The 23,599-nt window shown below is 71.2% G+C and carries 15 protein-coding genes; 13 read left to right on the top strand and 2 right to left on the bottom strand.

The window, feature by feature from the left end; all coding sequences use genetic code 11:
• Positions 1–87: 87 nt before the first annotated feature.
• Both ACFP1K_RS20900 and ACFP1K_RS20895 read right to left on the bottom strand, forming a co-directional pair.
• Positions 88–1,350, bottom strand: coding sequence for a cytochrome P450 (locus tag ACFP1K_RS20900; RefSeq protein WP_380755837.1), 1,263 nt, complete (start codon positions 1,348–1,350; stop codon positions 88–90).
• A 160-nt stretch (positions 1,351–1,510) separates the two neighbouring features.
• On the bottom strand, positions 1,511–4,600 hold the full coding sequence (locus ACFP1K_RS20895; protein WP_380755835.1) for an amino acid adenylation domain-containing protein: 3,090 nt from the start codon (positions 4,598–4,600) through the stop codon (positions 1,511–1,513).
• A gap of 223 nt (positions 4,601–4,823) precedes the next feature.
• Between ACFP1K_RS20895 and vioC the strand changes: the two genes are divergently transcribed.
• The 13 genes from vioC to ACFP1K_RS20830 form a co-directional block, all read left to right on the top strand.
• A complete protein-coding gene (gene vioC / locus ACFP1K_RS20890; RefSeq protein WP_380755833.1) occupies positions 4,824–5,852 on the top strand; it encodes an arginine beta-hydroxylase, Fe(II)/alpha-ketoglutarate-dependent in 1,029 nt (342 codons plus the stop codon).
• Between the two features lie 137 nt (positions 5,853–5,989).
• Positions 5,990–7,141: a winged helix DNA-binding domain-containing protein gene (locus tag ACFP1K_RS20885; protein WP_380755831.1), complete on the top strand. Its 1,152-nt coding sequence runs from the start codon at positions 5,990–5,992 to the stop codon at positions 7,139–7,141.
• A gap of 366 nt (positions 7,142–7,507) precedes the next feature.
• A complete protein-coding gene (locus tag ACFP1K_RS20880) occupies positions 7,508–8,218 on the top strand; it encodes a helix-turn-helix transcriptional regulator (RefSeq protein WP_380755829.1) in 711 nt (236 codons plus the stop codon).
• Positions 8,215–9,000, top strand: a complete 786-nt coding sequence (locus tag ACFP1K_RS20875; protein WP_380755827.1) for a (2Fe-2S)-binding protein — start codon at positions 8,215–8,217, stop codon at positions 8,998–9,000. Before ACFP1K_RS20880 ends, ACFP1K_RS20875 begins: the two co-directional genes overlap by 4 nt.
• A gap of 10 nt (positions 9,001–9,010) precedes the next feature.
• The gene (locus ACFP1K_RS20870; RefSeq protein ID WP_380755825.1) at positions 9,011–10,189 is read left to right on the top strand and encodes an aminotransferase; all 1,179 of its coding nucleotides are present in this window, start codon (positions 9,011–9,013) and stop codon (positions 10,187–10,189) included.
• An 88-nt stretch (positions 10,190–10,277) separates the two neighbouring features.
• Positions 10,278–10,853, top strand: coding sequence for a DinB family protein (locus tag ACFP1K_RS20865; RefSeq protein ID WP_380755823.1), 576 nt, complete (start codon positions 10,278–10,280; stop codon positions 10,851–10,853).
• 224 nt (positions 10,854–11,077) lie between these two features.
• On the top strand, positions 11,078–12,637 hold the full coding sequence (locus ACFP1K_RS20860; protein ID WP_380755821.1) for an amino acid adenylation domain-containing protein: 1,560 nt from the start codon (positions 11,078–11,080) through the stop codon (positions 12,635–12,637).
• A gap of 72 nt (positions 12,638–12,709) precedes the next feature.
• Positions 12,710–12,919 (top strand): acyl carrier protein, encoded by a 210-nt coding sequence (locus tag ACFP1K_RS20855; protein ID WP_380755820.1) that lies wholly within the window; start codon positions 12,710–12,712, stop codon positions 12,917–12,919.
• Positions 12,916–13,863, top strand: coding sequence for a chlorinating enzyme (locus tag ACFP1K_RS20850; protein ID WP_380755818.1), 948 nt, complete (start codon positions 12,916–12,918; stop codon positions 13,861–13,863). Before ACFP1K_RS20855 ends, ACFP1K_RS20850 begins: the two co-directional genes overlap by 4 nt.
• 107 nt (positions 13,864–13,970) lie before the next feature.
• Positions 13,971–15,221: an alpha/beta fold hydrolase gene (locus ACFP1K_RS20845; protein ID WP_380755814.1), complete on the top strand. Its 1,251-nt coding sequence runs from the start codon at positions 13,971–13,973 to the stop codon at positions 15,219–15,221.
• 43 nt (positions 15,222–15,264) lie between these two features.
• Positions 15,265–16,044 (top strand): thioesterase II family protein, encoded by a 780-nt coding sequence (locus ACFP1K_RS20840; protein WP_380755811.1) that lies wholly within the window; start codon positions 15,265–15,267, stop codon positions 16,042–16,044.
• A gap of 19 nt (positions 16,045–16,063) precedes the next feature.
• Positions 16,064–22,294, top strand: a complete 6,231-nt coding sequence (locus ACFP1K_RS20835) for an amino acid adenylation domain-containing protein (RefSeq protein ID WP_380755808.1) — start codon at positions 16,064–16,066, stop codon at positions 22,292–22,294.
• A 2-nt stretch (positions 22,295–22,296) separates the two neighbouring features.
• Positions 22,297–23,599 (top strand): amino acid adenylation domain-containing protein (locus ACFP1K_RS20830; RefSeq protein ID WP_380755804.1); only part of this gene is annotated, 1,303 nt, incomplete at its 3' end.

Here is a 23,599-nt window from a genome sequence, read left to right as displayed (position 1 = left end):
AGTACGATCGCGTCGTCCCCGGCGGTTGTCACGTAAAAGGATGCCTTGCCACGGAATCACCGCGTCCGGCGCGCGGAACGGCCGTGCTCAGGAGGCCGGCGTGAACCGGACCGGCAGGTGCGCGTACCCGTGCAGGAAGTTCGACCGCAGCAGCTCCGCCGGGCCCGCCGGCTCCACGCCGGTGAAGATCTCCAGCATGTGACCGAGCACCGCCCGGAGCTGGACCCGCGCGAGGCCCGTGCCCGGGCAGCTGTGCGGGCCGGCCGCGAAGCCGATGTGCGGATTCGGACGCCGATGGATGTCGAAGTGATGGGGCCGCGCGAAGACGGTCTCGTCGCGGTTGGCGGAACGAGGCCAGACCAGGACCGGATCGCCGGCCCGGATGCGCCTGCCGGCGAGCTCGACGTCGCGGGTGGCGACCCTGGCGAGATGCCGTACCGGGTTCGCCCAGCGCACGGCCTCCTCGACCGCGGTCGGCACCGCCGACGGCTCGTCGCGCAGTGCCTGGAAGACCTGGGGGAACCGCGTCAGCCCGTGCGTGAGGTTGGTCAGCGCGCTACGCGTCGTCGTGGTCCCGCCGATGGCCAGGTTGAGCGCGTTGAGGACCGCCTCGCCGGTCGTCAGGCCGTCCCGGTCGGCGGTCCCCACCGCCAATCGGTGCACCAGGCTGTCGCCGCCGTCTCCACGCCGGCCTCTGCGGAGCAGCTTGGCGAAGTAGCCGAGCAGTTCCCCGTTCGCCTGTTCGGCCGCGGCACGCAAGTCGTCGCTCGTGCCGGCGTCCTGCCCCGACAGGAACACCTGCGAGGTCCGGCTGGTGATCCATTCGAGATCGTCGAGAGGCAGTCCGAGCAGCAGGCCCGCGGCATGGGTCGGCACCTTGGCGGCGACGGCCTCGGCGAAGTCGACCGTGCCGCCGCGGTCCCGGACCTCGGTGAGCAGCTTCCGTACGTACTGGTCGATCGCGGGTGTCAGGCCGGTGACGACGCCGTCGGCGAAGAAGGCGCCGACGCTGCGGCGCAGGCGGCGGTGCTCGGGGGGATCGGTGACCTCGACCATCATCCCGCTCGCCGGATCCTGGTCCGGGCGGAGGCTGTCCATGGTCATGCCGTGCGTGGCGGAGAAGGTGGCGGCGTCCCGGTAGACCTGCACGGTCCCGGCGTGCCCGATGACCGCCCAGAACCCCGGCCGGCTCTTGCGGCCGTGCCAGAAGACCGGGTGCTCGGGCCGCAGATCGGTGAAGACCTGGTCGAGCGCGGCGGTTCGCGCCGGATCGGGATCGACCAGGTCGATGTCCGGGATCGGATCGGTGCGGTGGAGGGCCCGGCCGGGCGAGCCGTTCGTCGTGGTCATGCGGCGGCCACCAGGGCGGCTCGGCGGCTGCTCCGCCTCCGCGGGTGGGTCGGCGTCGGGACGCTCATGCCGGCAAGCATCCCGCCGCACGCACCGGCGGGCATCTCCCCGCTTCCGGGGACACCGCGGCGCCGGGACCGGACCGGGGGAGTGGCCCGGCTCAGCGGAGCGAGGCCGGCGCCGCCGCGATCCGCACGCCGGGGTCCGCGCCGGCCCGCGCGAGCAGGTCGACGTAGGCGCCGGCGAGACGGGCGATCGTGGGCTCGTCGAAGAGTTGCGTGGCGTACTCGAATCGGCCGTCGACACCGCCGTCCGGCCGCTCGGTGAGGTGGCAGCCGAGGTCGAACCGTGTGCCCGGCGTGTCCGGCGGCGGGAAGCCGGCCGGTCCGGCGGGAATCCCGTGGAAGGCGAAAAAGACGTCGAACAGCGGGTTGCGTCCCGGCACGGGCCTGGCCTGCGCCGTCTCGGCGACGGCCGCGACCATGTCCTCGAACGGCACCACGGCGTGGTCGACGGCGGCGAGCACGGCCTCGCGAACGCGGGCCAGCAGTTCGCCGAAGCTCGGGCCGCTGCCGAGGTCCACCCGGATCACCGTGATCTCCTCGAGCATTCCCACGACGTTCTCCAGTTCCGGCCGGTCCCGCCCGGAGACCGGAACACCGACGGCCAGATCGGTCCCGCCCGTGTGACGGGCCAGAACGGCGTGGAGTCCGGCCAGCAGTCCCACGGAGAGCGTGGTGTCGTGGTCGGCGGCCGCCTCGTACAGCGGTCGCACGACGTCCGGCGGCACGTCGAACCTGACCGTGCCACCGCGCCAGTCGCGTACGGGCGGTCGCGGCCGGTCGGCGGGCAACTCGGCCGGGTCGAGCCCGGCCAGCGTCTCGCGCCAGAAGTCCAGATGCCGCCGCGCGGCGGGGCTCGCCGAGAACAAGCGCTGCCATTCGGAGAAGTCGGCGTAGCCGAGCGGTGGGGTGGGCACGGCCCGGCCCCGGTACGCCGCGCGCACCTGGCTCGCGACCAGCTCCAGGGACCGGTCGTCGGCCGCGACGCGGTGCACGACCATGAGCAGCAGCTCACACCCGTCGGCGGCCCGGCGCACCAGGCGGATGCGGACCGGCGGCCCCGCCGCGAGATCGAACGGCCGAGCCAGTTCCTCCGCGAGGACGGCCCGGGGATCGCCGTCCTCCACGCGCAGCCGTACCGGCGCCGCGGGCATGACGACGGGGACGGGCAGCCCGGAGTCGTCCTGCGCGAAGTAGGTGCGCAGGGTGGGGTGGCGGTCGAGCAGATCTGTCAGCACCGACGCGAGGGCCGCGACGTCGAGAGGGCCCGGCAGGCGTACGACCAGCGGCGCGTTGTCGACGGTGCTGTGCGGCGCCGCCAACTGGTGCAGCCACAATCGCCATTGGGCGGCCGAGAGGCGCGGGCCACGCCCGTCGAGGAGCGGCACGGACGCCGGCTCCGGCATGTCGCCGGCGTCGATCTGCGCGGCGAGCCCGTAGACGGTACGGGTCTCGAACAGCGCGTTGATCGGGACCTCGGTCTCCAGCTCCTCGTTCAGCCGCAACACGATCTGGACGGCGCGCAGCGAGTCGCCGCCAAGCGTGAAGAAGTCCTCGTGCACGCCGATCGACGGCTCACCGAGCACCTCGGCCACGATCTTGGCGATGCGCTGTTCGAGCGTGCCGGCGGCCGTCCCGTCCGGGGAGGAGGGACCCGTGTCCTCCACGGCCCGGTGCGGCGCCGTGGCCGGGTCCGGCAGCGCGGAGCGGTTCAGCTTGCCGTTCGCCGTCCGGGGGAAATCGTCCAGGACGACGAACTGCGCCGGAATCATGTACGCGGGAGCGGAGCGTGCCAGGTGGAGCCGCAGGCGCCTGGCGTCGGGCGGGTTCCCTCTGGCGGCCGGCCGGATGTAGCCGACCAGGAAGGTGGCCTCGTCGGTGTCGCCGAACGCCCGGACCGCGGCCTCGGCCACCTCCGGGTGCCGGGCCAGCAGGTGCTCGATCTCGCCGGGTTCGATCCGGAATCCCCGGATCTTGATCTGGTCGTCCCCGCGGCCGAGGATCTCGATCCGCCCGTCCGGGTGCCGGCGTGCCAGGTCGCCCGTCCGGTAGAGCCGGGCCCCCGCGGCCGCGGTGAACGGATCGGCGACGAATCTCGCGGCGGTCAGCGGCGGCCGGCCGAGGTAACCGGCGGCGACTCCCGCGCCGCCGATGTAGAGCTCGCCGGCCGTACCGGGCGGCACCGGCCCGAGACGCTCGTCGAGCACGTGCAACGTGGTCTCGCGCACCGGGTCGAACCTGGCCGGGTGGCCGCGTTCGTAGCGGGTGACGGACGACCAGACCGTGGTCTCGGTGGGACCGTACAGGTCCCAGAGCACCACTCCTTCGTCCAGCAGCCGATCGGCCAGTTCCGCCGGCAGCCGTTCGCCGCCGCACAGGACCGTGAAGCCGGCCGGCGGCGACCATCCGGCCTCCAGCAGCAACCGCCACGTGATCGGTGTCGCCTGCATGACACGCGCGCCGGTGGCGGCCAGCAGGGCCGACAGCCGGCGTGGGTCGCCGGCCTCGGACCGCCGCGCGATGACGACCCGGCCACCGGTGGTCAGCGGGAGGAACAGCTCCAGGCCGGCGATGTCGAAGGAGACCGTGGTCACGGCCGGCAACACGACGTCGTCCGGCAACCCGGGGCGTTCCCGCATGGACTCGGTGAAGTTGGCGAACGCGCGGTGCGTCACCATGACGCCCTTCGGCCGTCCTGTCGAACCGGACGTGTAGATGACGTAGGCGGCCGATTCGGCGTTCAGGCCGGGGGACCGCACCGGGCCCGGACGCACCGCGATGTCGTTCAGGTGGACCCGTGTGCCGGCGCGCACGCCGCGGGGGCCGGCGGCATCGGCGACGAGCAGGACTTCGGCTCCGGAATCCTCGATGATGTAGTTGAGCCGGTCGGCCGGATGCTCGGGGTCCAGGGGCAGGTACGCCGCGCCGGAGAGCTGGACGCCGAGCAGCGCGGGGACCAGGTCGACGCCGCGCGGCACGGCCACCGCCACCAGATCGCCCGGCCCGACGCCGATGCGGCGCAGGTGATCGGCCACGCCGGCGGCCTCGGCGAGCACCTGCGCGTAGGTGAGGCGGTCGCCCGCCGACTCGACCGCCACCCGCTGCGGTGATCGTTTCGCCTGGGCCAGGATCTGGTCCGGCACCGTGACGGCACGTGGACTTTCGGCGGACTGGTGGCTGCCGATCACGGACGCTCCTACGGTACGAACCAGCCGGAGTCCTCAGTCAACGAGATCGCTCTCGGACCGGTCAATGGGACGGCCTGTCCCGCGTTCAGCGGACACGCGGGCCGTTACCCGTGTGCACCGCCACCCGGCGCTCACCTGTCCCGGTTAACGGGGACCAGGCCCGGAGGCAGGCGAAATCTAGACTGGCGCACGCTATCGCCCGCCTGGCAGAAGGAGAAGTGGGATGCACCGACTGGTGCTGACGGCGGAGGACAACGCGGCGCTCTTCCCGATGCTCGCCGAACTGGCCGGCGCCTACCAGACGATCGAGGACCCTCAGCTGATCAGGCAGGCGCCGGTGCTCGCCAGGATGTTGCCGACCCATCTGCTGGAGTTCCTGGAGACCTTTCGTCTCACCGAGCCGTCCGCGCTGTGCATGATCTCCGGACTGCGGATGGAGGAGGACCGGCTCGGTCCCACGCCCACTCAGTGGCGGGACAGCCAGTACGGCTCACCGGCCTTCGAGCAGGAGACGTTCTTCCTGCTCTGCGCCTCCGTGCTGGGTGACGTGTTCGGCTGGGCGACGCAGCAGGACGGCCGGATCATGCATGACGTGCTGCCCATCAAAGGGCACGAGCACTACGAGATCGGATCGAACAGCCTGCAGCACCTGTCCTGGCACACCGAGGACGCCTTCCACCCCTGCCGCGGCGACTACGTGTCGCTCATGTGCCTGAAGAACCCGGACCTGGTGGAGACCACGGTCTCCTGCGCACCCGACCTCGACTGGCCCGCACTGGACGTCGACACCCTGTTCCAGGCCGAGTTCACTCAGATGCCGGACAACTCGCACCTTCCGCAGAACGCCACCGAGTCCACCGGCGACCCGACCTTGGACCGGTTGCGCGCCCGCAGCTTCCAGCTCATCCAGTCCTGGAACGAGCATCCCGAGAAGCGGCCGGTGCTGTTCGGCGACCGGCAGGACCCGTACATGGCGCTCGATCCGTACCACATGAGCACCGACGGCTGGCCGCGCCGGCACCTGGACGCCTTCCAAGGGCTCTGCGCCGAGATCGAGGACAAGATGGTCGGGATCAGCCTGCGACCCGGTGACATCGTCTTCATCGACAACTTCCGGGCGGTGCACGGGCGGAAGTCGTTTCAAGCTCGCTACGACGGCACCGACCGCTGGCTCAAACGCCTCAACATCACCCGCAACCTCCGCGGCTCCCGCGCGTGGCGGCCCGCCGCCGAGAACCGCGTCATCTACTGAGGACGGTCCCGGCGCGCCGGATCCCCGCGCATCCTCTCCACGACTCGCCGACTCACCACCGGCGGCGGCGCATGACCTGGTATCTATATCCGGGCGGACGCGCCGCCGAGTGAACGAGCGGACGGGGGATCCGGGTGGTGGCGACCGAGAGTGTACGGCTGTCCTGGCAGCAGGCGCTCGCCTGGCGAATGGCGCGGCATCACCTCGTCGAACGGGCCGCGCCGGAGGACGCCGTCCGCGTGGCCGGCGACATCTGCGGCCTGCACGCGCAGGTGATGTCCTCGGCCGAGCTGAGCCTGTGGGCCCGGATCGACGACCTGCCGCGCAACGCCGTGGGCGAGGCGTTATGGACGCACCGTTCCCTGGTGAAGCTGTGGGCCACGCGCAGGACCCTTCATCTGCTGCCCGCCGCCGAGCTGAGCGCGTGGCTCGCGGCCCTCGGCACGCTGTCCGGTGGCTTCAGCGGGGCGACCCCCGCCGATGTGGATGCCATCACCGCGGCGGTCGGCAAGGCGCTCGACGGCCGGGCCCTCAGCCGCGAGGAGCTGGCACTCGAGGTCGAAAGGTTGACGGGCTCGGCGGAGTACGCCGGCTGGCTGCGCTCCAGCTGGGGTTCGGCGCTGAAGGCGGCGTCGCTGCGCGGGCTCCTCTGCTTCGCGCGGAGCGAGGGTACCCGGGTGCGGTTCACCTCGCCGGCGAGCTGGCTGCCCGGCTCGGCCGGCCCGTTGCCGCCGGCCGACGGATGGCGTGAGGTCACCCGCCGCTTCCTGCACGCGTACGGCCCCGCCACGGCCGCGGATCTCGGTCGCTGGTGGATGGAGGCGCGATCCGGCCGGAAGGTGCTCCCGATGCTGGAGTCGCTGGGCGACGAGGCGGTGGAGATCGACGTGGAAGGCCAATCGGCTTGGGTGCTGGCCGCGGACCTGCCGGACCTCGCCACGGCCGGCTCGGACGACGTGGCGCGGCTGCTGCCGGCGTTCGATCCCTGGGTGATGGGCATGGCCCGGCGCGAGCCGATGATCGACCCCCGGCACACCGGGCGGGTCTACCGCCAGCAGGGCTGGGTCTCGCCGGTCGTCCTGGTGAACGGCCGGATCGCCGGCGTGTGGCGGCACAAGCGCGCCGGCCGCCGGCTGGCCGTCGAACTGGAGCCGTTCGAGCCGCTGCCTGCCTGGACGCGGCGGCAACTCGCGGACGAGACCCGCAGGCTGGCGACGTTCCTGGAGTGCGAGCCTTCTCCCATCACATTTAATCCTCGAATCCCAAGTGTCACAGACGGCACAGAATAGATCGCGACTCAAAACGTCATCCCGAGCTGAATCATGTCCTCTTCCGCTTTGTCGGCCGGGATTTCCGCCATTGAGGAGAAGTGCTCCGCAAGCGGCCGGCCGGACCAATGATCGTGGTGGTACCGCTGGTCAGACCTTATGTTTTTTCAACAAACCCGACCACATTGACAAAACTTGACATTTATCGGTCGAGGTATTTGTCAAGTGATGCGAGCAGTTTGCGCAGAACATCCTGATAAGTCCCTAAAAGTGGGGACCGGTCGCCGCCGCTGACGCGTAGCTATTGTCGTTTGCGGTCGGCGATCAAGTAGTCCTGTGCATGAAGAGCTCATCGGGAGTAGAGATGCGACATGGATGGGGAATCCCATGATCAGGATCGATATCCTTGTCAGCTCTCCGATCTTCCTCGTCGGGCTCACCCAGATACTCGGCGACGCCGGTATCAAGGTCATCGCGTCCAGGACGTCACCGGGAGAGGCTCCGTCCTGGCTGGCCGACGCGACCCTCATCGACGTCGACGTGTTCACCCCGCCCGACCTCCTCGCCCACATCGCCGAGATCGCCAGATGCGCCGCGGTCCTGGTGCTCGCCGACGGCACCGACACCGAGCAGGGCGACTACTTCAGCGCGGGGGCCAGCGGCGTCATCAGCAGAAGCGCGTCCGGCGAGGACGTCGTCGACGCCATCCGCGCCGTCACCTCCGCCCCGCCGCCGCGACTCGCCGACGCCCACGGTCACCGGTTCGCGCACCCGATCCACGGCGACGGCGACGACAGCGGTGCCTCCGTCCCCAGCAACCTGTCCCAGCGCGAGGCGCAGGTGCTGCGGCAGATCTCGCGCGGGCTGACCCACGGCCAGATCGCCACCCGTCTCGGCATCAGCCCGCACACGGTCGACACGTACGTCAAGCGCATCCGTGCCAAGCTCGGCGTCGGCAACAAGGCCGAGCTCACCCGGGCCGCTCTCCTCGGCAGGCTGGCCGCCGATCGGTCGCCCGCCGCCACGGCGCTGGCCGGACCGCCCTCTCACCAGCGCCAGACCGTCGGCCACAAGACCGAGGGCGGCGTCGTCAGGTGAGCATAATCGTCCCGGGCCAGGTATCCGAGACGGAACGGCTGGCGCCGGTCACCGCGGCGCTGCGTGCACTGCCCGACCGGTCCGGCCTGGCGCCGGGCCTGGTGGTCCGCGACGAGACCGGCTGGGTGCCTGCGACCCGGCTCACCGACGGTTCCCGGATCACCGACCTGCTCGACGCGGCGCGCCGGCGATGGCAGGCGTCCCCTCACGCCGCGGCGGCGCTGGCCTGGAAATCCTACGGATACTGGCTGGCCCTGCCCAGTGTGATCGGCTGGGTCTCCGCCCTCCGGGTCCCCCTGATGTATCCGGCCGACGTGCTGGTCCGCATCGACGGCCCGGACCAGTTCCTCGCCATCGGTCTGCGTCCATCGGTCACGGTCGCGGTGCTGCCGTCCGACGCGACGGCGCTGCTCTCGCCGACCGGCGTGCACGTGGCCGGCGACGAGGTCGCGCTGCTCGAATCCCTGCGCCTGTCTCTGCTCGACGCGCATTTCGCCCCTCTCCTGGAGGCGATCCAGGACCGGGTGCGAATCAGCAGGCGCGCGCTGCTCGGTTCGGTCAGCTCAGGCATCGCTCAGAGTATTCTCCGCGCCGCCGGGACGCTCCCCGGCCCGCTGGTGGAGGGGCACATCCGCACTATCCTCGAGGTACTGGACATCGCGGACCTGATCGAAGTGGTACCCGGACCGGACGGCGCGCCGACGGTGCGGCGCAGGACCTGCTGCCTGCTGTTCACCGTGCCACAGGGTGACGCCTGCGCCAGTTGCTGCATCAGGCACTAGGAGCCTCCTCATGCGACTCAACCAGCGGACCGTCCGGACGACCGACTCGCCGATCGGCACGGCGTACACCTTCCTCGACCGCCGCGCGAAGAAGCGGGACCTGCTCGACCTCGCTCAGGCCGCACCCCAGTACCCCACCGCGCCGGAGGTGCTGGATCGTGTCGTGGCGACCGCTCGCCACCCGCACGGCGGCGACTACACGGAGATCGACGGGCTGCCCCACCTGCGTGAGGCGTTCGCCGCCGAGGTCTCCGCCGCGTATCGCGGCCGGGTGCGCGCCGAGAACGTGGTCGTCACCGCCGGCTGCAACCAGGCGTTCTGCCTCGTGGTGTCGGCACTCGCCGAACCCGGCGACGAGGTGGTGGTGACGCTGCCGTATTACTTCGACCACGACATGTGGCTGCGCATGACGGGGATCGTGCCGGTGTACCTGGAGCCCGGGCCCGACCTGGTCCCCACCCCCGAGGGGGCGGAAGCCCTGATCACCCCGCGTACGCGGGCCATCCTCGTGGTGACACCCGGCAATCCGACCGGCGTGACCGTGCCGCCGCACCGGATCGCCGCGCTGGCCGAGGTGGCGGCACGGCACGACGTCGCGCTGATCCTGGACGAGACGTACCGGTCGTTCCGCGACACCGAGGACCCCCCGCACGCGTTGTTCGCCGACGCGCGATGGCCCGGAACCGTCGTCAGCCTGCACAGCTTCTCCAAGGAGCTGGCCATCCCGGGGTACCGGGTCGGCGCCGTGGTCTCCTCCCCGGAACTGGGCCGCGAGGTGACGAAGCTGCTCGACTCCGTGGCGATCTGCGCGCCGCGGATCGGTCAGGAGGCCGCCTGGGCCGGCCTCACGGCGGCCGGGAAGTGGCGGCGGACGCGTGCCCGTGAGATCGCCGACCGGCGACGCTGGTTCACGGCCGTGATGGCCGACCGGCCCGGCGGCTTCGAGTTGCTCTCCGTCGGCGGGTTCTTCGGCTGGATGCGCCACCCGTTCGCCGGACGTCCCACCGAGGACGTCGTGCGCGAGCTCGCCGTCGAGTACGACACGCTGGTCATCCCGGGCACCGCCTTCCTCCTGGACGACCGCGGCACCCTCCGGGTCAGCCTCAGCAACGCCGACGGGGCCGCGTTCGCCGACTTCGCCGGCCGTCTCGCCGACCTCACCGCCCGGCGGGGCCGCGGTGCGCGCTGAACCGTCCAGGACGCGGATCCGCACGACGGTCGCGTCGCCGGCGTGTCAGCCGAGGTACGCCGCCGGAGACGGCATGTAGGCTGACGCCGTGGCCGACAGTGATGTGCCGCGGGCGCAGCCTCCGTGGGAGCCGCCGCTCGCCGGTACGGAGGCGGAGCACCTCGCCGGTGCGCTGGACCGCCTGCGCGCCACCTTCCGGTGGAAGGCCGACGGCCTCGACCCGGCCGGACTGAGGGTCCGTGCCGGAGCCTCGGCGCTGACCCTTGGCGGACTGCTCAAGCATCTCGCGCGGGTCGAGGACCAATGCTTCGGCACCAAGCTCAGCGGTACGCCGCTCGGCGCGCCGTGGGACGCGGCGGACTGGAACGCCGACCCGGACTGGGACTTCACCTCGGCCGCCGACGACACCCCCGCACAGCTCTATGCCCTCTGGGACGACGCCGTCGCGCGATCCAGGGCCACGTTCGACGCCGCCCTGCGGGCCGGCGGGCTCGACCAGCTCGTCCACCTGGCCTGGCCGGATGGCCGGCGGGCCAGCCTGCGGCGCATCGTGTTCGACCTGATCGAGGAGTACGGGCGGCACACCGGCCAGGCCGACATGCTGCGCGAGGCCGTGGACGGCCGCGTCGGGGAGGACCCGCCGGCCGCGTGGCGCCCGGTCTGAGCGGCCGTTTCGTCGTCTGCCGACCGGGTCGGTACCCCTTTCACGTGACTCCACCGGTGCGGTCGCCGTACCTACTCTGAGGACACGTGCGACTGGTGCTCGCGATTCCGGTTCCCCTGCGTGGCCGGGACGCCTCTGCGTTGATCCGGACGAGCCCAGACCGCGGGACGAGCACGGCCGTGTCCAGAAATGACGGCATCCGGCGACGGAAAGGAATCCGTGTGGTGCTCCCCGGCAGCTGCCTGCACACGATCTTCCGGGAACGAGCTCGCCGAGCTCCGGACAGCGTCGCGCTGTCCACACCGGCCACGACCGTGTCGTACGGAGAGCTCGACGCGCGGAGCGACCGCCTCGCCGGTCGTCTGATCGAGCTCGGCGTCGGGCCGGATGTCCTGGTCGGGCTCTGCGCGCGGAGGAGTCCCGAAGCCGTCGTCGGCATGCTCGGCGTCCTGAAGGCCGGTGGGGCCTATGTGCCCATCGACCCCGCGTATCCCGTGGAGCGCATCGAATACCTGCTGGCCGACAGCGCGGTGCCGATCGTGGTGGCGGCGAGGGACACGGCCGAGGTGATCGGCGGCCGCCACGCGTCGGTCGTCTGGATCGACGGGGACGAGGTCGTCGCCGACGCCGTTTCCGGGGAGCCCGGACACGGTCGGCGCCGGCCTGGGTCGACCGGCGGCGACCTCGCCTACGTCATCTACACCTCCGGGTCGACCGGCAAGCCCAAGGGGGTCATGGTCGAACACCGCAACGTGGTGCGGCTCTTCGAGCAGACGGCCGCCTGGTTCCACTTCGACCACCGGGACACCTGGGCCCTGTTCCATTCGCTCAGCTTCGACTTCTCGGTGTGGGAGATCTGGGGTGCGCTTCTGTACGGCGGACGCCTGGTGCTGCTTCCCGAGACGACCTCCCGCTCGCCGGCGCTGCTGACCTCGCTGCTCCGCTCCGAACAGGTCACCGTCCTGAACCAGACCCCGTCGGCGTTCCACCAGTTGCTGACCGTGATGTTCGCCGGGAAGGACGGCGACGGCGGCACCTCGGGCCTGGCCCTGCGACTGGTCGTCTTCGGCGGGGAACGCCTGGAGCCTCAGTCGCTGGCGCCCTGGGTGGAACGGCACGGGGATCGTCGTCCCGTTCTCGCCAACATGTACGGGATCACCGAGACCACGGTGCACTGCACCTATCGGCGGATCACCGCGGCGGACGTGCGCTCGCCCGGGGTGAGCCCGATCGGCGTCCCCATCCCCGACCTGCGCGTGTACCTGACGGACGGTGACGGGAAGCCGGTACCGGACGGCGTGCCGGGAGAGATGCTCATCGCCGGCGGCGGGGTGGCCCGAGGCTACCTGAACCGGCCGGAGCTCACCGCGGAGCGGTTCGTGCCCGCCGTCACGGAGAGAGGCGAGGAACGGCTCTACCGGTCCGGGGATCGGGCGGTGCGGCTGCCTGACGGCGAGCTGGCCTACCTCGGGCGGGTGGACGATCAGGTGAAGGTCCGCGGATACCGCATCGAGCCGGGCGAGGTCGAGGTGTGCCTGGCGGAGACACCGGGAGTGGGCCGGGTCGTCGTCGCCCCGAAGGATTTCGGCGGTGGCGACGTGCGCCTGGTCGCGTACCTTCTGCCCGCCGGCGACGCCGGCGACGGCGCCCGGCTCGCCGTCGCGGCGGAGCGGCGGGCGCTGACGAAACTACCAAGACATCTTCGGCCGTCCGTCTACAAGGTCGTCACGGAGATCCCGATGACGCTGCAAGGAAAGGTGGATCGCGATGCGCTCGGAAAGTGAGCCCCGGGCAGGGCGGCGATGACCGCGCCGACGAGTGCCGGCGTTCCGGTGTCGGACGTCCGGGAAACGATCATGGACATCGTGCGTACGCATCTGGACCGTGAGGTCGACCCGTCGATCGACGTGTTCGACCAGGGCGTCACATCCCTGACCTTCCTCCGGATCGTGGCTCAGATCAATGAGAAGTACGGCATCACCATGGATGTCGCGGAACTGGAGGAGGCGAGCGTCGACGTGCTGTCGGGGTTCGTCGCGGACCAGCTGAGGAGCGAGAACCGGTGACGGAAACAGTGCAGCGGACCTTCAGCCCCACCCCGGAAGAGGTCGCCAAGTTCCACGAGCGCGGTTACCTCGGCCCCTTCAAGGTGTACGAAGAGGACGAGATGCGGCGCATCTGGCGGCGCGAGCGGCTGCGGCTGATGAACCGTGACAACGCCGTCTACGACGAGGGCGACGCGCAGGCGGGCAACACCAACATCGCCAACTACGACCGTCACCTCGACTCGCAGTTCCTCGCCGATCACATCTGCCACCCGCGGATCGTCGACCGGGTCACGGCCGTGCTCGGCCCGAGCGTCCTGTGCTGGCGTAGCGAGTTCTTCCCGAAGTACCCCGGCGACGAGGGCACGGACTGGCATCAGGCCGACACCTTCGCCTTCGCCTCGGGCAAACCGCAGATCCTCTGGCCCGAGGAGGAGAAGGAGTTCGGCGGCACCATCACGGTGTGGACGGCGTTCACCGAGGCCGCCGAGGACACCGGGTGCCTCCAGTTCATCCCGGGGACGCATCGCACGATGTTCTACGACGAGTCCAAGGGGATGCACTACCAGCCCGACAAGATCAACGAATCGAGGAAGGGTGACGTCAACCGCGGCTTCTACGGCTACGACTACCGGGACCTGCAGAAGGACCCGGACTGGCGGCCGCCGGAGGAACGGGCGATCTCGATGGTCATGCGCCCGGGCGAGGCGGTCATGTTCTGGTCGACGATGATGCACGCGTCGAAACCGCACAGTGCCATGGACAAGGAGATGCGCCTCGGCTTCGCCGGCCGGTACGTGCCGACCTGCGTGGCCGTCTACCCGGACACCGACGACGTGGACGAGTACGGCGGCCGGATCAGTCTGAAGGACTACGGCGCGGTCCTGGTGGCCGGTGTCGACACCTACGGCCACAACCGGAAGGTGACGGCCACCACGCGGGGATACACGTTCCCGGCCCGGTGACGGCCCGCCACCGCCACCGCGACACGACGAGGCCGGGCCGGTCGCTGCCACAGGGCTGAGCCCGGCTGCGGTCCGGCCCCGGCGGCAATCTGCCAGGGAGTGGCCCAATGCTGGAGCCGCGCGCGAACGAGGCGATCACCCGGCTCGTGACATCCGTCCTCTCGGTGAAACCGCTCATGGAGGGCCTGGCCGTTCCGGTCCGGGTCGTTCCGGTCGCGAGAGATACAGCGGATCCGCCCGGGACCTGGTCCGCGCGGCGGTGGAGCGGGCTGGAGCGGCTGCTGGACCGGGTCGCGGGGCAGGCCGGTGTCACAGGGCTTTCGTTGTCCCGCGGCATGGCCGTCGACGACCTTCAGGTCTTCGAGCGCGTGATCAGCGATCATCTGGCCCTCGCGGACGTGGCGAACACGGTCGGGGCACTGCCGGAGGAACTGCCGGCACAGGCCGGCCGGGTGATCGCCGCGTCGGTGGCGAACGGCTTCGACGTGTTCTTCCGGAAGGACACCGTCGTCGCGCGCGACGGGGTGCCGCTGAACGTGTACGGCGCCGGGCCGGGTGACGAGACGGTCGTCCTCGTTCCCGCCTGCGGCATGCCCGCCGCGCTCACGGAGACCTGGATGCGTTTCCTCGCACGGGATCGCCGCGTCCTGGCATGGGAGAGCAGGGGGCTTTTCGGCCCGGCCGGGCAGAGCGGCGATCACGCCGTCGACGTCACCGCACAGGCGGCCGACCTGTTCGCCGTCATGGATCACTACGCCGTGTCCAGTGCCCACGTCGTCGGTCTCTGCGGTGGCGCGGTGATCGCCCTGGCGGCCGCGGCCGGCCGGCCCGCCAGGATCTCCTCGCTCAGCCTGTGGCATGGCGCCTATGAGTTCGGCAGCGGCTCCCCGAGGACCAGGTTCCAGGACGACCTGATCGAACTGATGGCCATCGCCGCGCACAGCCGTGCCGCGGCGCGGTCGGTGCAGACCGCCTTCTGCCAGGTGGCGCTGAGAACCACACCCGCCGAGACGGCGCACTTCGTGCTGTATCCCTACACCAATCCCGAGCTCTTCTACCGGTACTGCCGGCTCAACGGCAGCATCGCCACCACCGACGTGGAGCCGTACCTCACGATGGTGGAACAGCCCACGCTCGTGGTCACCAGCGAAGACGACGAGACCGCCCATCCGCAGGGTTCGAGACAGGTGGCCGAGGGCCTGCCGAACGGCCTGCTGCGGGTGGAACCTCACGGCGACCACTCGTCCCTGTTCCACGCGGACACCACCTTGATGCAGGTGGCCGTCGACTTCATCGCGGAACAGGGTCATCGCCCGGCAGGAGAGCCCCTCTCGATCGACTGTCCTCGATTCGTGTGACAGCACCACGAACGAGGCTCTCGATAGCGTCGGTGAAGAGCTCATGTGCACCGTCGCGGACGAGGTGGGGATGAACGCACATCCGCAGGACATCGACCGCCGCTGGCTGAAGCGATTCGGCCGTACCGACGACACGGCCCGGATCCGGCTGCTGTGTTTCCATCACGCGGGCGGCAACGCGGGCATGTACCGCCACTGGCGCCGGCTGCTGCCGGCGGCCGTCGAACTGGTCGCCGTCCAGTTACCCGGTCGCGCCGACCGTTTCACCGAACCGGCCCACGACCGTATGACCTGCCTCGTCCGCGATCTCGCCGACGTCCTCAAACCGCTGCTGGACCGATCGTTCGCCTGCTACGGCATCAGCATGGGGGCCAGGGTCGCCTGGGCCCTCACGCACACGCTCCGCGAGATGGCGATGCCGCTGCCCACCCGGCTCTACGTCGCGTGTGATCCCGGCCCCGCCACCGATGACGGCACCTGGCCGTGGGAGGGGCCCGGCGGCGTGGAGGGCCACCTCCGCGAGATGGGCGGCACGCCGCCCGAGGTGCTGGACCAGCCGGAACTGCTCCGGGCCGTGCTCCCCACCTTCCGGGCCGACCTGGCGGTGCTCAGCACACACGACTTCCGCCCGCTCACCCCGCTGGCCGTGCCGATCCGTGCCTTCGCCGGCGTGGACGACCCCGTCGGCACTCCCGAACGCGTGGCCTCCTGGCGTACCGAGACCACCGCCGGCTTCCAGCTCCATCACGTCGCCGGCGGGCACTTCCTCACCCCCGCCGCGGAGCGCCAGGTCGTCCAGACCATCGTCCAGGACCTCATCTGACCAGCGAAGGGAGCAGAGTGTGAGCGGGAACGTCGAGGACATCTACGAGCTCTCACCGCTTCAGCAGGGCATGCTGCTGCACAGCCTGCACGACGGCGCCGCCGACATGTACCTCAGCCAGCACACCTACGCCGTCGAAGGACCGCTGGACGTCGACGCGCTGGTCAGCGCCTGGGAGGCGGTCGTCGCCGCGCACCCCGTGCTGCGGAGCTCGTTCCACTGGAAGGGACTGGACAAGCCGCTGCAGGTGGCGCACAGGGACGTGGCGCTGCCCGTCCACCGTCACGACTGGTCAGGCCTCGACGAGGAACGGCAGCGTGAACGGCTCGGACGGCTGCAGACCGAGGACCGCGCCGCCGGTTTCGACCCCGCGGCGCCGCCGCTCCAGCGACTGCACGTCCTCCGGCTCGGCGACCGTCGCCACACGCTCATCTGGACCTACCACCACGTGCTGCTGGACGGCTGGTCGATCCCCGTCGTCCTCGACGAGGTCATGGCGTGGTACCGCACGCTGACCCTCGGCGCTCCTCCGCCACGGCCCGTGGCCGCCTACCGCGACTACATCGCCTGGCTGCAACGCCAGGACCTCCAGGAGGCACGCGACCTCTGGACCAAGGCGCTGGCCGGTGTACGGCCCAGCCTCGTGTCGCGGATCGCGCCGGCGGACCCCGGGCACGGCACCGGAGCCGTCGAGCGCCGCACGGTGGCCCTGCCGGAGACGCTGACCGAAGGGCTGCGTGACGCGGCGGCCCGCCACCGCGTCACGCTCAGCACCATGGTGCAGGCCGTGTGGGCCGTCGTGGTCCAGAGCTACACCGGTCAGCCGGAGATCACCTTCGGCTGCGCCACCTCCGGCCGTCCTCCCGAACTGCCGCAGGTCGAGCGGATGGTCGGCCTGTTCGCCAACACGCTGCCGCTGCGGGTCACGGTGCCGGACGACGGGGATCTCGGCGCGTGGTTGCGCGACATCCAGAACACCTACGCGGGCATGCGGCGCTACGAGTACGCTCCCCTCGCCGACATCAAGAAGTGGGCCGAGGCGCCGGGACAGCAGCTCTTCGACACCCTCCTCGTTCTGGAGAACTATTCACTCGCCATCGACTCCGGCACCGGAGACGCCGCGGCGGACGAGTCGCTGCGGTTCGGTGTCGACACCCTCTACGACAAGATCGACCTGCCGCTGACGCTGACGGTCGCGCCCTCTCCGGTGTCGGAGATGCAGTTGCTCATCCACCGCGACCGGTTCGCCCCCGGCTTCGTCGACGACCTGCTCAAGCGGCTGCACCTCACCATGGAGGCGATCATCGCCGCCGGACGCGTCGCCCCGGTCGTGTCGGCGACCGGCCCGCGGCCGGTCCTGCCGTCCGAGCCGGTGGCGGCGATGCGCCAACGGCCGGCGGCACCCGAACCGCCCGCCACCCCCGAGGAGGAGGCGATCGCCGCCGTCTACAAGGAGATCCTCAGCCTCGCGGACGTCGACGTCACGGCCAGCTTCTTCGAACTCGGCGGTGATTCCTTCGACGCCGTCCGCGCGGTCGGCCGCATCGACGGCGCCGGCATCGCGACGCTCGCCTCCCACCCCAGTGTGCGCGAGCTCGCGCGGGCACTCTCGTCCGCCGAGGCCGAGGAGCCGGAGGCGGTGCTGGACGACGAGATCGCCGAGCTGGAACGGCTGCTGGCCGCGAAGCGCGCGGCGAAGGAGCGCCAGGACAAGCCCGGCCGCATGGTGCCGGTGGCCCGCGATCGGGCCCTGCCCTGCACCCAGCAGCAGGAGGGCCTGTGGTTCATGCACCGGCTCGACCCGGCGTCGCCGACCTACCACATCCCGTTCGCACTGCGGTTGCGCGGTGCTCTGGACGTGGCCTCGCTGGAGCGGGCACTGCTCGCTCTGGTGGTGCGGCACGAGGCGCTGCGCACCAGGTTCGTCGAGGAGGACGGCCTGCCCCGCCAAGTGATCGACCCGCCGCCGCCGGCATTCTCGCTGCCGGTGACCGGGCTGGACGGCGGAACGCTCGAACGGTGGGCGGCGGACGAGGCGCACCGGCCGTTCGATCTGGCGGCCGGGCCGCTGTTCCGCGCGGCGCTGGCCCGGCTGGGGCCGGAGGAGCACGCGATCGTGCTCGTGGTCCACCACATCGTCGCCGACGGCTGGTCGGCCAAGATCCTGGCCGAGGAACTCGGCACCCTGTACGCCGCCGAGCGCGGTGCGGGGGGGATCGAACTGCCGGAGGTGTACCTGCAGCCGGGTGACCACGCGGTGTGGCAGCGTGGCCTGCTCGACGGTGCCGAGATGGATCGTCAGATGGCGTACTGGCGTGGGGCCCTGGCCGGTCTGCCGACGCTGGACTTCCCGGCGGACCGGCCGCGTCCGGCGCGGCCCACCGGCGCCGGCGCGGTGGCCATCCGTGAGATGCCGGCCGGGACCGCCGCGGCGGCGCGTGCGTACGCGCGGACGCATCGGGTGTCGTTCCTGGCGGTGTTGCAGGCGGCGTTGCTGACGGTGCTGCACCGGTACACCGGGCAGGACGACCTGGTCATCGGGTCGATCTTCTCCGGCCGCACCCGTCCGGAGATCGAGCCGGTGGTCGGTTTCTTCGCCAACACCGTGGTGCTGCGCACGGATCTCGGCGGCGAGCCCACTTTCAGCGAGGTCGTCGGCCGCTGCAACGAAACGGTGCTGAACGCCACAGAACGCCAGGAGATCCCCTTCGCGCTGATCGTCGACGCGCTCCAGCCCGAGCGGGTCGCCGGACGCAACCCCCTGTTCCAGATCAGCCTCAGTCTCCAGCCCGCCGGTACCCAGGCCGGCCTGGCACTCGGCGACGTCCGCGCCGAGCCGATCGAGGTCACCGACGACTACGCGCGCTTCGACATCCTCATCAACGTGGCGGACGCCGGCGGCCGGTCCGAGCTGATGGTCGAGTACTCCACCGAACTGTTCGACGCCGATCGCATCGAACGCCTCCTCGACCACTACGTCGCGGCCCTGACCAACGGCCTGGCCGAACCCGGCGCCGTCACCGCGGACATCGGCATCATGCCGGTCACCGAACACCACCAGGTGCTCCAGGCATGGAACGACACGGCCGGCGGGCCGCCGGTCGAGCTGGTGCATCAAATGGTCGAGAGGACCGTCGCCCGTACGCCGGAGGCCGTCGCCGTCCTCGACCACGACGGCACGGAATGGACGTACGCGCAGCTCGACCTGGCGGCCAACCGGCTCGCGCACCGGCTGCGCCGGTACGGCGTCGGTCCTGGTGTCCCGGTGGGAGTGTGCCTGTACCGGGGGGCCGACATGGTCATCGCGCTGCTGGCCGCCCTGAAGGCCGGCGGAGGGTACCTCCCGTTCGAGCCGGACCTGCCGCCGGAGAGGCTCGCGTTCATGCTCGCCGACGCCGCCCCGCCGGTCGTCGTCACCCACGCGGCCCACGCGTCCGCCTTCCCCGTCGCGCTCACGCTGGACACCGAGCGGGACGCGCTCGCCACCGAACCGGCGGACCCACCGGACAGCGGTGTCACCGTCGACTCCCTCGCCTACGTGCTCTACACCTCCGGTTCCACCGGCACACCCAAGGGTGTCCTGGTCGCGCACCGCGGCGTCCACAAGCAACTCGCCTGGATGCAGGAGACATACGGGCTGGAGCCCGCCGACCGTGTGCTGCAGAAGACCCCGTACAGCTTCGACGTCTCGGTCTGGGAGTTCTTCTGGCCGCTCGCCGCCGGCGCGACCATCGTCGTCGCCGCACCCGGCGGCCACCGCGATCCCGAGTACCTGCATCGCCTGATCGCGCGCGAGGGCATCACCACGATGCATTTCGTCCCGTCGATGCTGCTGGCCTTCCTCGACGCCGTGCAGGACGGGCTCGACCCCGGCGCGCTGCACGGCCTGCGCCTGGTGTTCGCCAGCGGCGAGGCCTTGCCGCCGGTCGCGGCGCGCCGGTTCCTGGCCATCTGGCCCGGCATCGAGCTGCACAATCTCTACGGCCCGACCGAGGCGTCGATCGACGTCACGTCCTGGCGCTGCGAACCGGACGCCGCCACCGTGCCGATCGGCCCCCCGATCACGAACATGCGGACCTACATCCTGGACGGCCGCCTGCGGCCGGTGCCGATCGGGGTGCCGGGACAACTGTTCATCGGCGGGCCGGTGGCCCTCGGTTATGTCAACCGGCCGGGGCTCACCGCCGAGCGTTTCCTGGCCGACCCCTACGCCGACCGGCCCGGCGAGCGCATGTACGCCAGCGGTGACCTGACGCGCTGGCGGAGGGACGGTGTGATCGAGTACCTCGGCCGCACCGACCGGCAGGTCAAGCTCCGCGGCCAGCGCATCGAGCTCGGCGAGATCGAGCACGTACTGGCCCGGCATCCCGCCGTCCGGCACTGCGCGGTGCTGCTGCGCGACGACTCCTACCTCGCCGCGTACGTGGTCGCCGAGCCGGGCCACGACGACCCGGACCCCGCCGAGCTGAACGAGTACCTGGCGCACCGGCTGCCCGCGTACATGATCCCCACCGCCTGGGTCGCGCTGCCGGACCTGCCCGTCACCCGCAACGGCAAGCTCGACATCGCCGCGTTGCCGGCCGCGACGTCGCCGGCCGCCGAGTACGTGGCGCCGCGAACCGCCACCGAACGCTGGCTCGCCGCGGCGTGGCAAGGGCTGCTGGGGGTGGAACGGGTAGGCGTCCACGACGACTTCTTCGACCTCGGCGGCAACTCCCTGCACGGCACGCAGCTCATCGCGCGGATCCGCAACGGCCTGAGCGTCGAGCTGGAGCTTCGGCACCTGTTCACCAGCCGCGTGCTGGAACAGCTCGCCGCGCGGCTCGACGAGACCGGGATCACGCGGTCCGGAAAACCGATCGCGCCGGTGGCCGGACAGGGCCCGCTGCCGTGCACGCTCCAGCAGGACGGCCTGTGGTTCATGCACCGGCTCGACCCGGCGTCGCCGACCTACCACATCCCGTACGCGCTGGCCCTGCGCGGCGCGCTGGACGTGGCCTCGCTGGAGTGGGCCCTGCTCGCTCTGGCGGGGCGGCACGAGGGGCTGCGCACCAGGTTCGTCGAAGAGAAGGGCCTGCCCCGGCAGGTGATCGACCCGCCGCCGGCGGCGTTCTCGCTGCCGGTGACCGAGATGGCCGCGGCAGACGTCGCGCGGTGGGCCGAGGAACAGATCTGCCGGCCGTTCGACCTGGCGGCCGGTCCGCTGTTCCGGACGGCGCTGGCCCGGCTCGCACCCGATCACCACGTGCTGGTACTGGTGGTCCACCACATCGTCGCCGACGGCTGGTCGGGCAAGATCCTGGCCGGGGAGCTAGCCGCCCTGTACACCGGCGACCACGCCGCGCTGCCGGAGCTGCGCGTCCGGCCGGTCGACCACGCGGTGTGGCAGCGCGGCTGGCTGGACGGTGCCGAGATGGATCGGCAGATGGCGTATTGGCGCGCGGCGCTGGCCGGTCTGCCGACGCTGGACTTCCCGGCGGATCGGCCGCGTCCGGCGCGGCCGACCGGTGCGGGCGCGGTGGCGGTGCGTGCGGTGCCGGCCGGGACCGCGGCGGCGGCGCGCGGGTACGCGCGGACGCACCAGGTGTCGTTCCTGGCGGTGTTGCAGGCGGCGCTGCTGACGGTGCTGCACCGGTACACCGGGCAGGACGATCTGGTGATCGGGTCGATCTTCTCGGGTCGAACACGGCCGGAGATCGAGCCGGTCGTCGGTTTCTTCGCCAACACCGTGGTGCTGCGCACCGACCTGGGTGGCGAGCCCACGTTCGCCGAGGTCGTCGGCCGGTGCCACGAGACGGTGCTGAACGCCTCCGAACGCCAGGACATCCCCTTCGCGCTGATCGTCGACGCGCTCCAGCCCGAGCGGGTCGCCGGACGCAACCCCCTGTTCCAGATCAGCCTCACCCTCCAGCCCGCCAGTACCCAGGCCGGCCTGACGCTGGGGACCGTGACCACCGAGCCCGTCGAGCTCACCGGCGGCTACGCGCGGTTCGACATCGCGTTCGACGTGATCGACAACAAGGAGAGCCTCGACCTGGTGGTGGAGTACTCCACCGAGTTGTTCGACGCCGACCGCATGGAACGTCTTCTCGATCATTACGTCGCGGCGCTGGCCAACGGCCTGGCCGACCCCGGTGCCGTCGCCGAGGACGTCGACATCATGTCGAGCAGTGAACGCCACCAGGTGTTGCACGCCTGGAACCCGGCAGGCGCCGTCGCCGTCATCGGGCCGGGAAAGGAAGGGGAGTAGCGGTGCACACCGTCGTCGCCGGTGCGGTCGGCACCTCGGGGCTGCTGCACAAGGTCATGACCGGGCACGACGCGGGTCGTGTCGCGTTCCGGTTCGTGGGTGCGGGGCCGCCGGTCGAGCTGACCTACGGCGGGCTGGAGCGGTGCGCGGGCCGGCTGGCGCATGCCTTGCGGCGTGCGGGGGTGGGGCCGGGCCGGGTGGTGGCGTTGCTGCTGGAGCGCGGGCCGGATCTGCTCGTGGCGCAGCTGGCGGTGGTGATGAGCGGCGCGGCGTGGATGCCGTTGGATCCGCGCAATCCGGCGGCCCGGCTGGCTTTCCAGGTCGGCGACGCCGCGGCGCCGTTGGTGCTGACCACCTCGGATCTCGCCGGTCTGGCCGCGGAGGTGGCCCCCGGCACCGCCGTCTGGATTCTGGACGATCCGTTGCGGCGGGCCGAGCTGGCCGGTCACCCGGATACGGTGCCGGACGTCGACGTCCGGCCGGAGGATCCGGCGTACGTGATCTACACCTCCGGCTCCACCGGCACCCCCAAGGGGGTCCTGGTCTCGCACCGGTCGGCGTACACCTACTGCCGGAACGCGGTCGAACATCACGGCATCACCGCCGCCGACGTCCTCCCGCAGGTGGCCAACCCCGCCTTCGACGCCAGCCTTCTCGACACCTTCGGTGCCCTCCTGGCCGGAGCGACCATCGTCAGCGCTCCGCTCACCGTCATCACCGACCCGGGCGGGTTCACCGCCCTGGTCCATTCGGAGGGGGTCACCTTCTCGTTCCTGCCACCGGCGTTCCTGCGTCTGCTCGATCCCGGGGAGTTCACCGGGAGCCGGTTGCGCGGGTTCGTGGCCGGGGGAGAGGCGCTGGCCGCGGAGCTGCAGGCCCGCTGGGCACGGCCCGGACTGACGATCCACCAGGGCTACGGCCCCACCGAGACCACCGTGGCCTGCGCCAACTACGTGTGCCCCGACACCCCCATGGAGGGCAAGGTCCCCATCGGCACCACCTTGCCCCATCACCGCGCCTACGTGCTGAACAAGCGCCTGCGGCCCGTGCCCGTCGGGATCTCCGGCGAGCTCTACATCTCCGGCGCCGGCGTGGCGCACGGCTACCTCAACCGGCCCGGCCTCACCGCGCAGCGTTTCGTCCCCGACCCCTACAGCGGCCGCCCCGGGGAACGCATGTACGCCACCGGCGACCTGGTCCGCTGGCGCCCCGACGGGCAGCTCGAATACCTCGGCCGCACCGACCGGCAGATCAAGCTCCGTGGCCAGCGCGTCGAGCTCGGCGAGATCGAGCACGTCCTGGCCC

Source organism: Sphaerisporangium aureirubrum, from assembly GCF_042658925.1.
Lineage (GTDB): Bacteria > Actinomycetota > Actinomycetes > Streptosporangiales > Streptosporangiaceae > Sphaerisporangium > Sphaerisporangium aureirubrum.
The sequence above is the reverse complement of the archived record's forward strand: the minus strand, read 5'-3'. Positions and strand labels throughout refer to the sequence as shown.

Coding starts and splice junctions, on each gene's coding strand:
- ACFP1K_RS20840 (WP_380755811.1), top strand. CDS start 15,265: ATGTGCACCGTCGCGGACGAGGTGGGGATGAACGCACATCCGCAGGAC.
- ACFP1K_RS20845 (WP_380755814.1), top strand. CDS start 13,971: ATGCTGGAGCCGCGCGCGAACGAGGCGATCACCCGGCTCGTGACATCC.
- ACFP1K_RS20900 (WP_380755837.1), bottom strand. CDS start 1,350: ATGACCACGACGAACGGCTCGCCCGGCCGGGCCCTCCACCGCACCGAT.
- ACFP1K_RS20880 (WP_380755829.1), top strand. CDS start 7,508: ATGATCAGGATCGATATCCTTGTCAGCTCTCCGATCTTCCTCGTCGGG.
- vioC (WP_380755833.1), top strand. CDS start 4,824: ATGCACCGACTGGTGCTGACGGCGGAGGACAACGCGGCGCTCTTCCCG.
- ACFP1K_RS20870 (WP_380755825.1), top strand. CDS start 9,011: ATGCGACTCAACCAGCGGACCGTCCGGACGACCGACTCGCCGATCGGC.
- ACFP1K_RS20855 (WP_380755820.1), top strand. CDS start 12,710: ATGGACATCGTGCGTACGCATCTGGACCGTGAGGTCGACCCGTCGATC.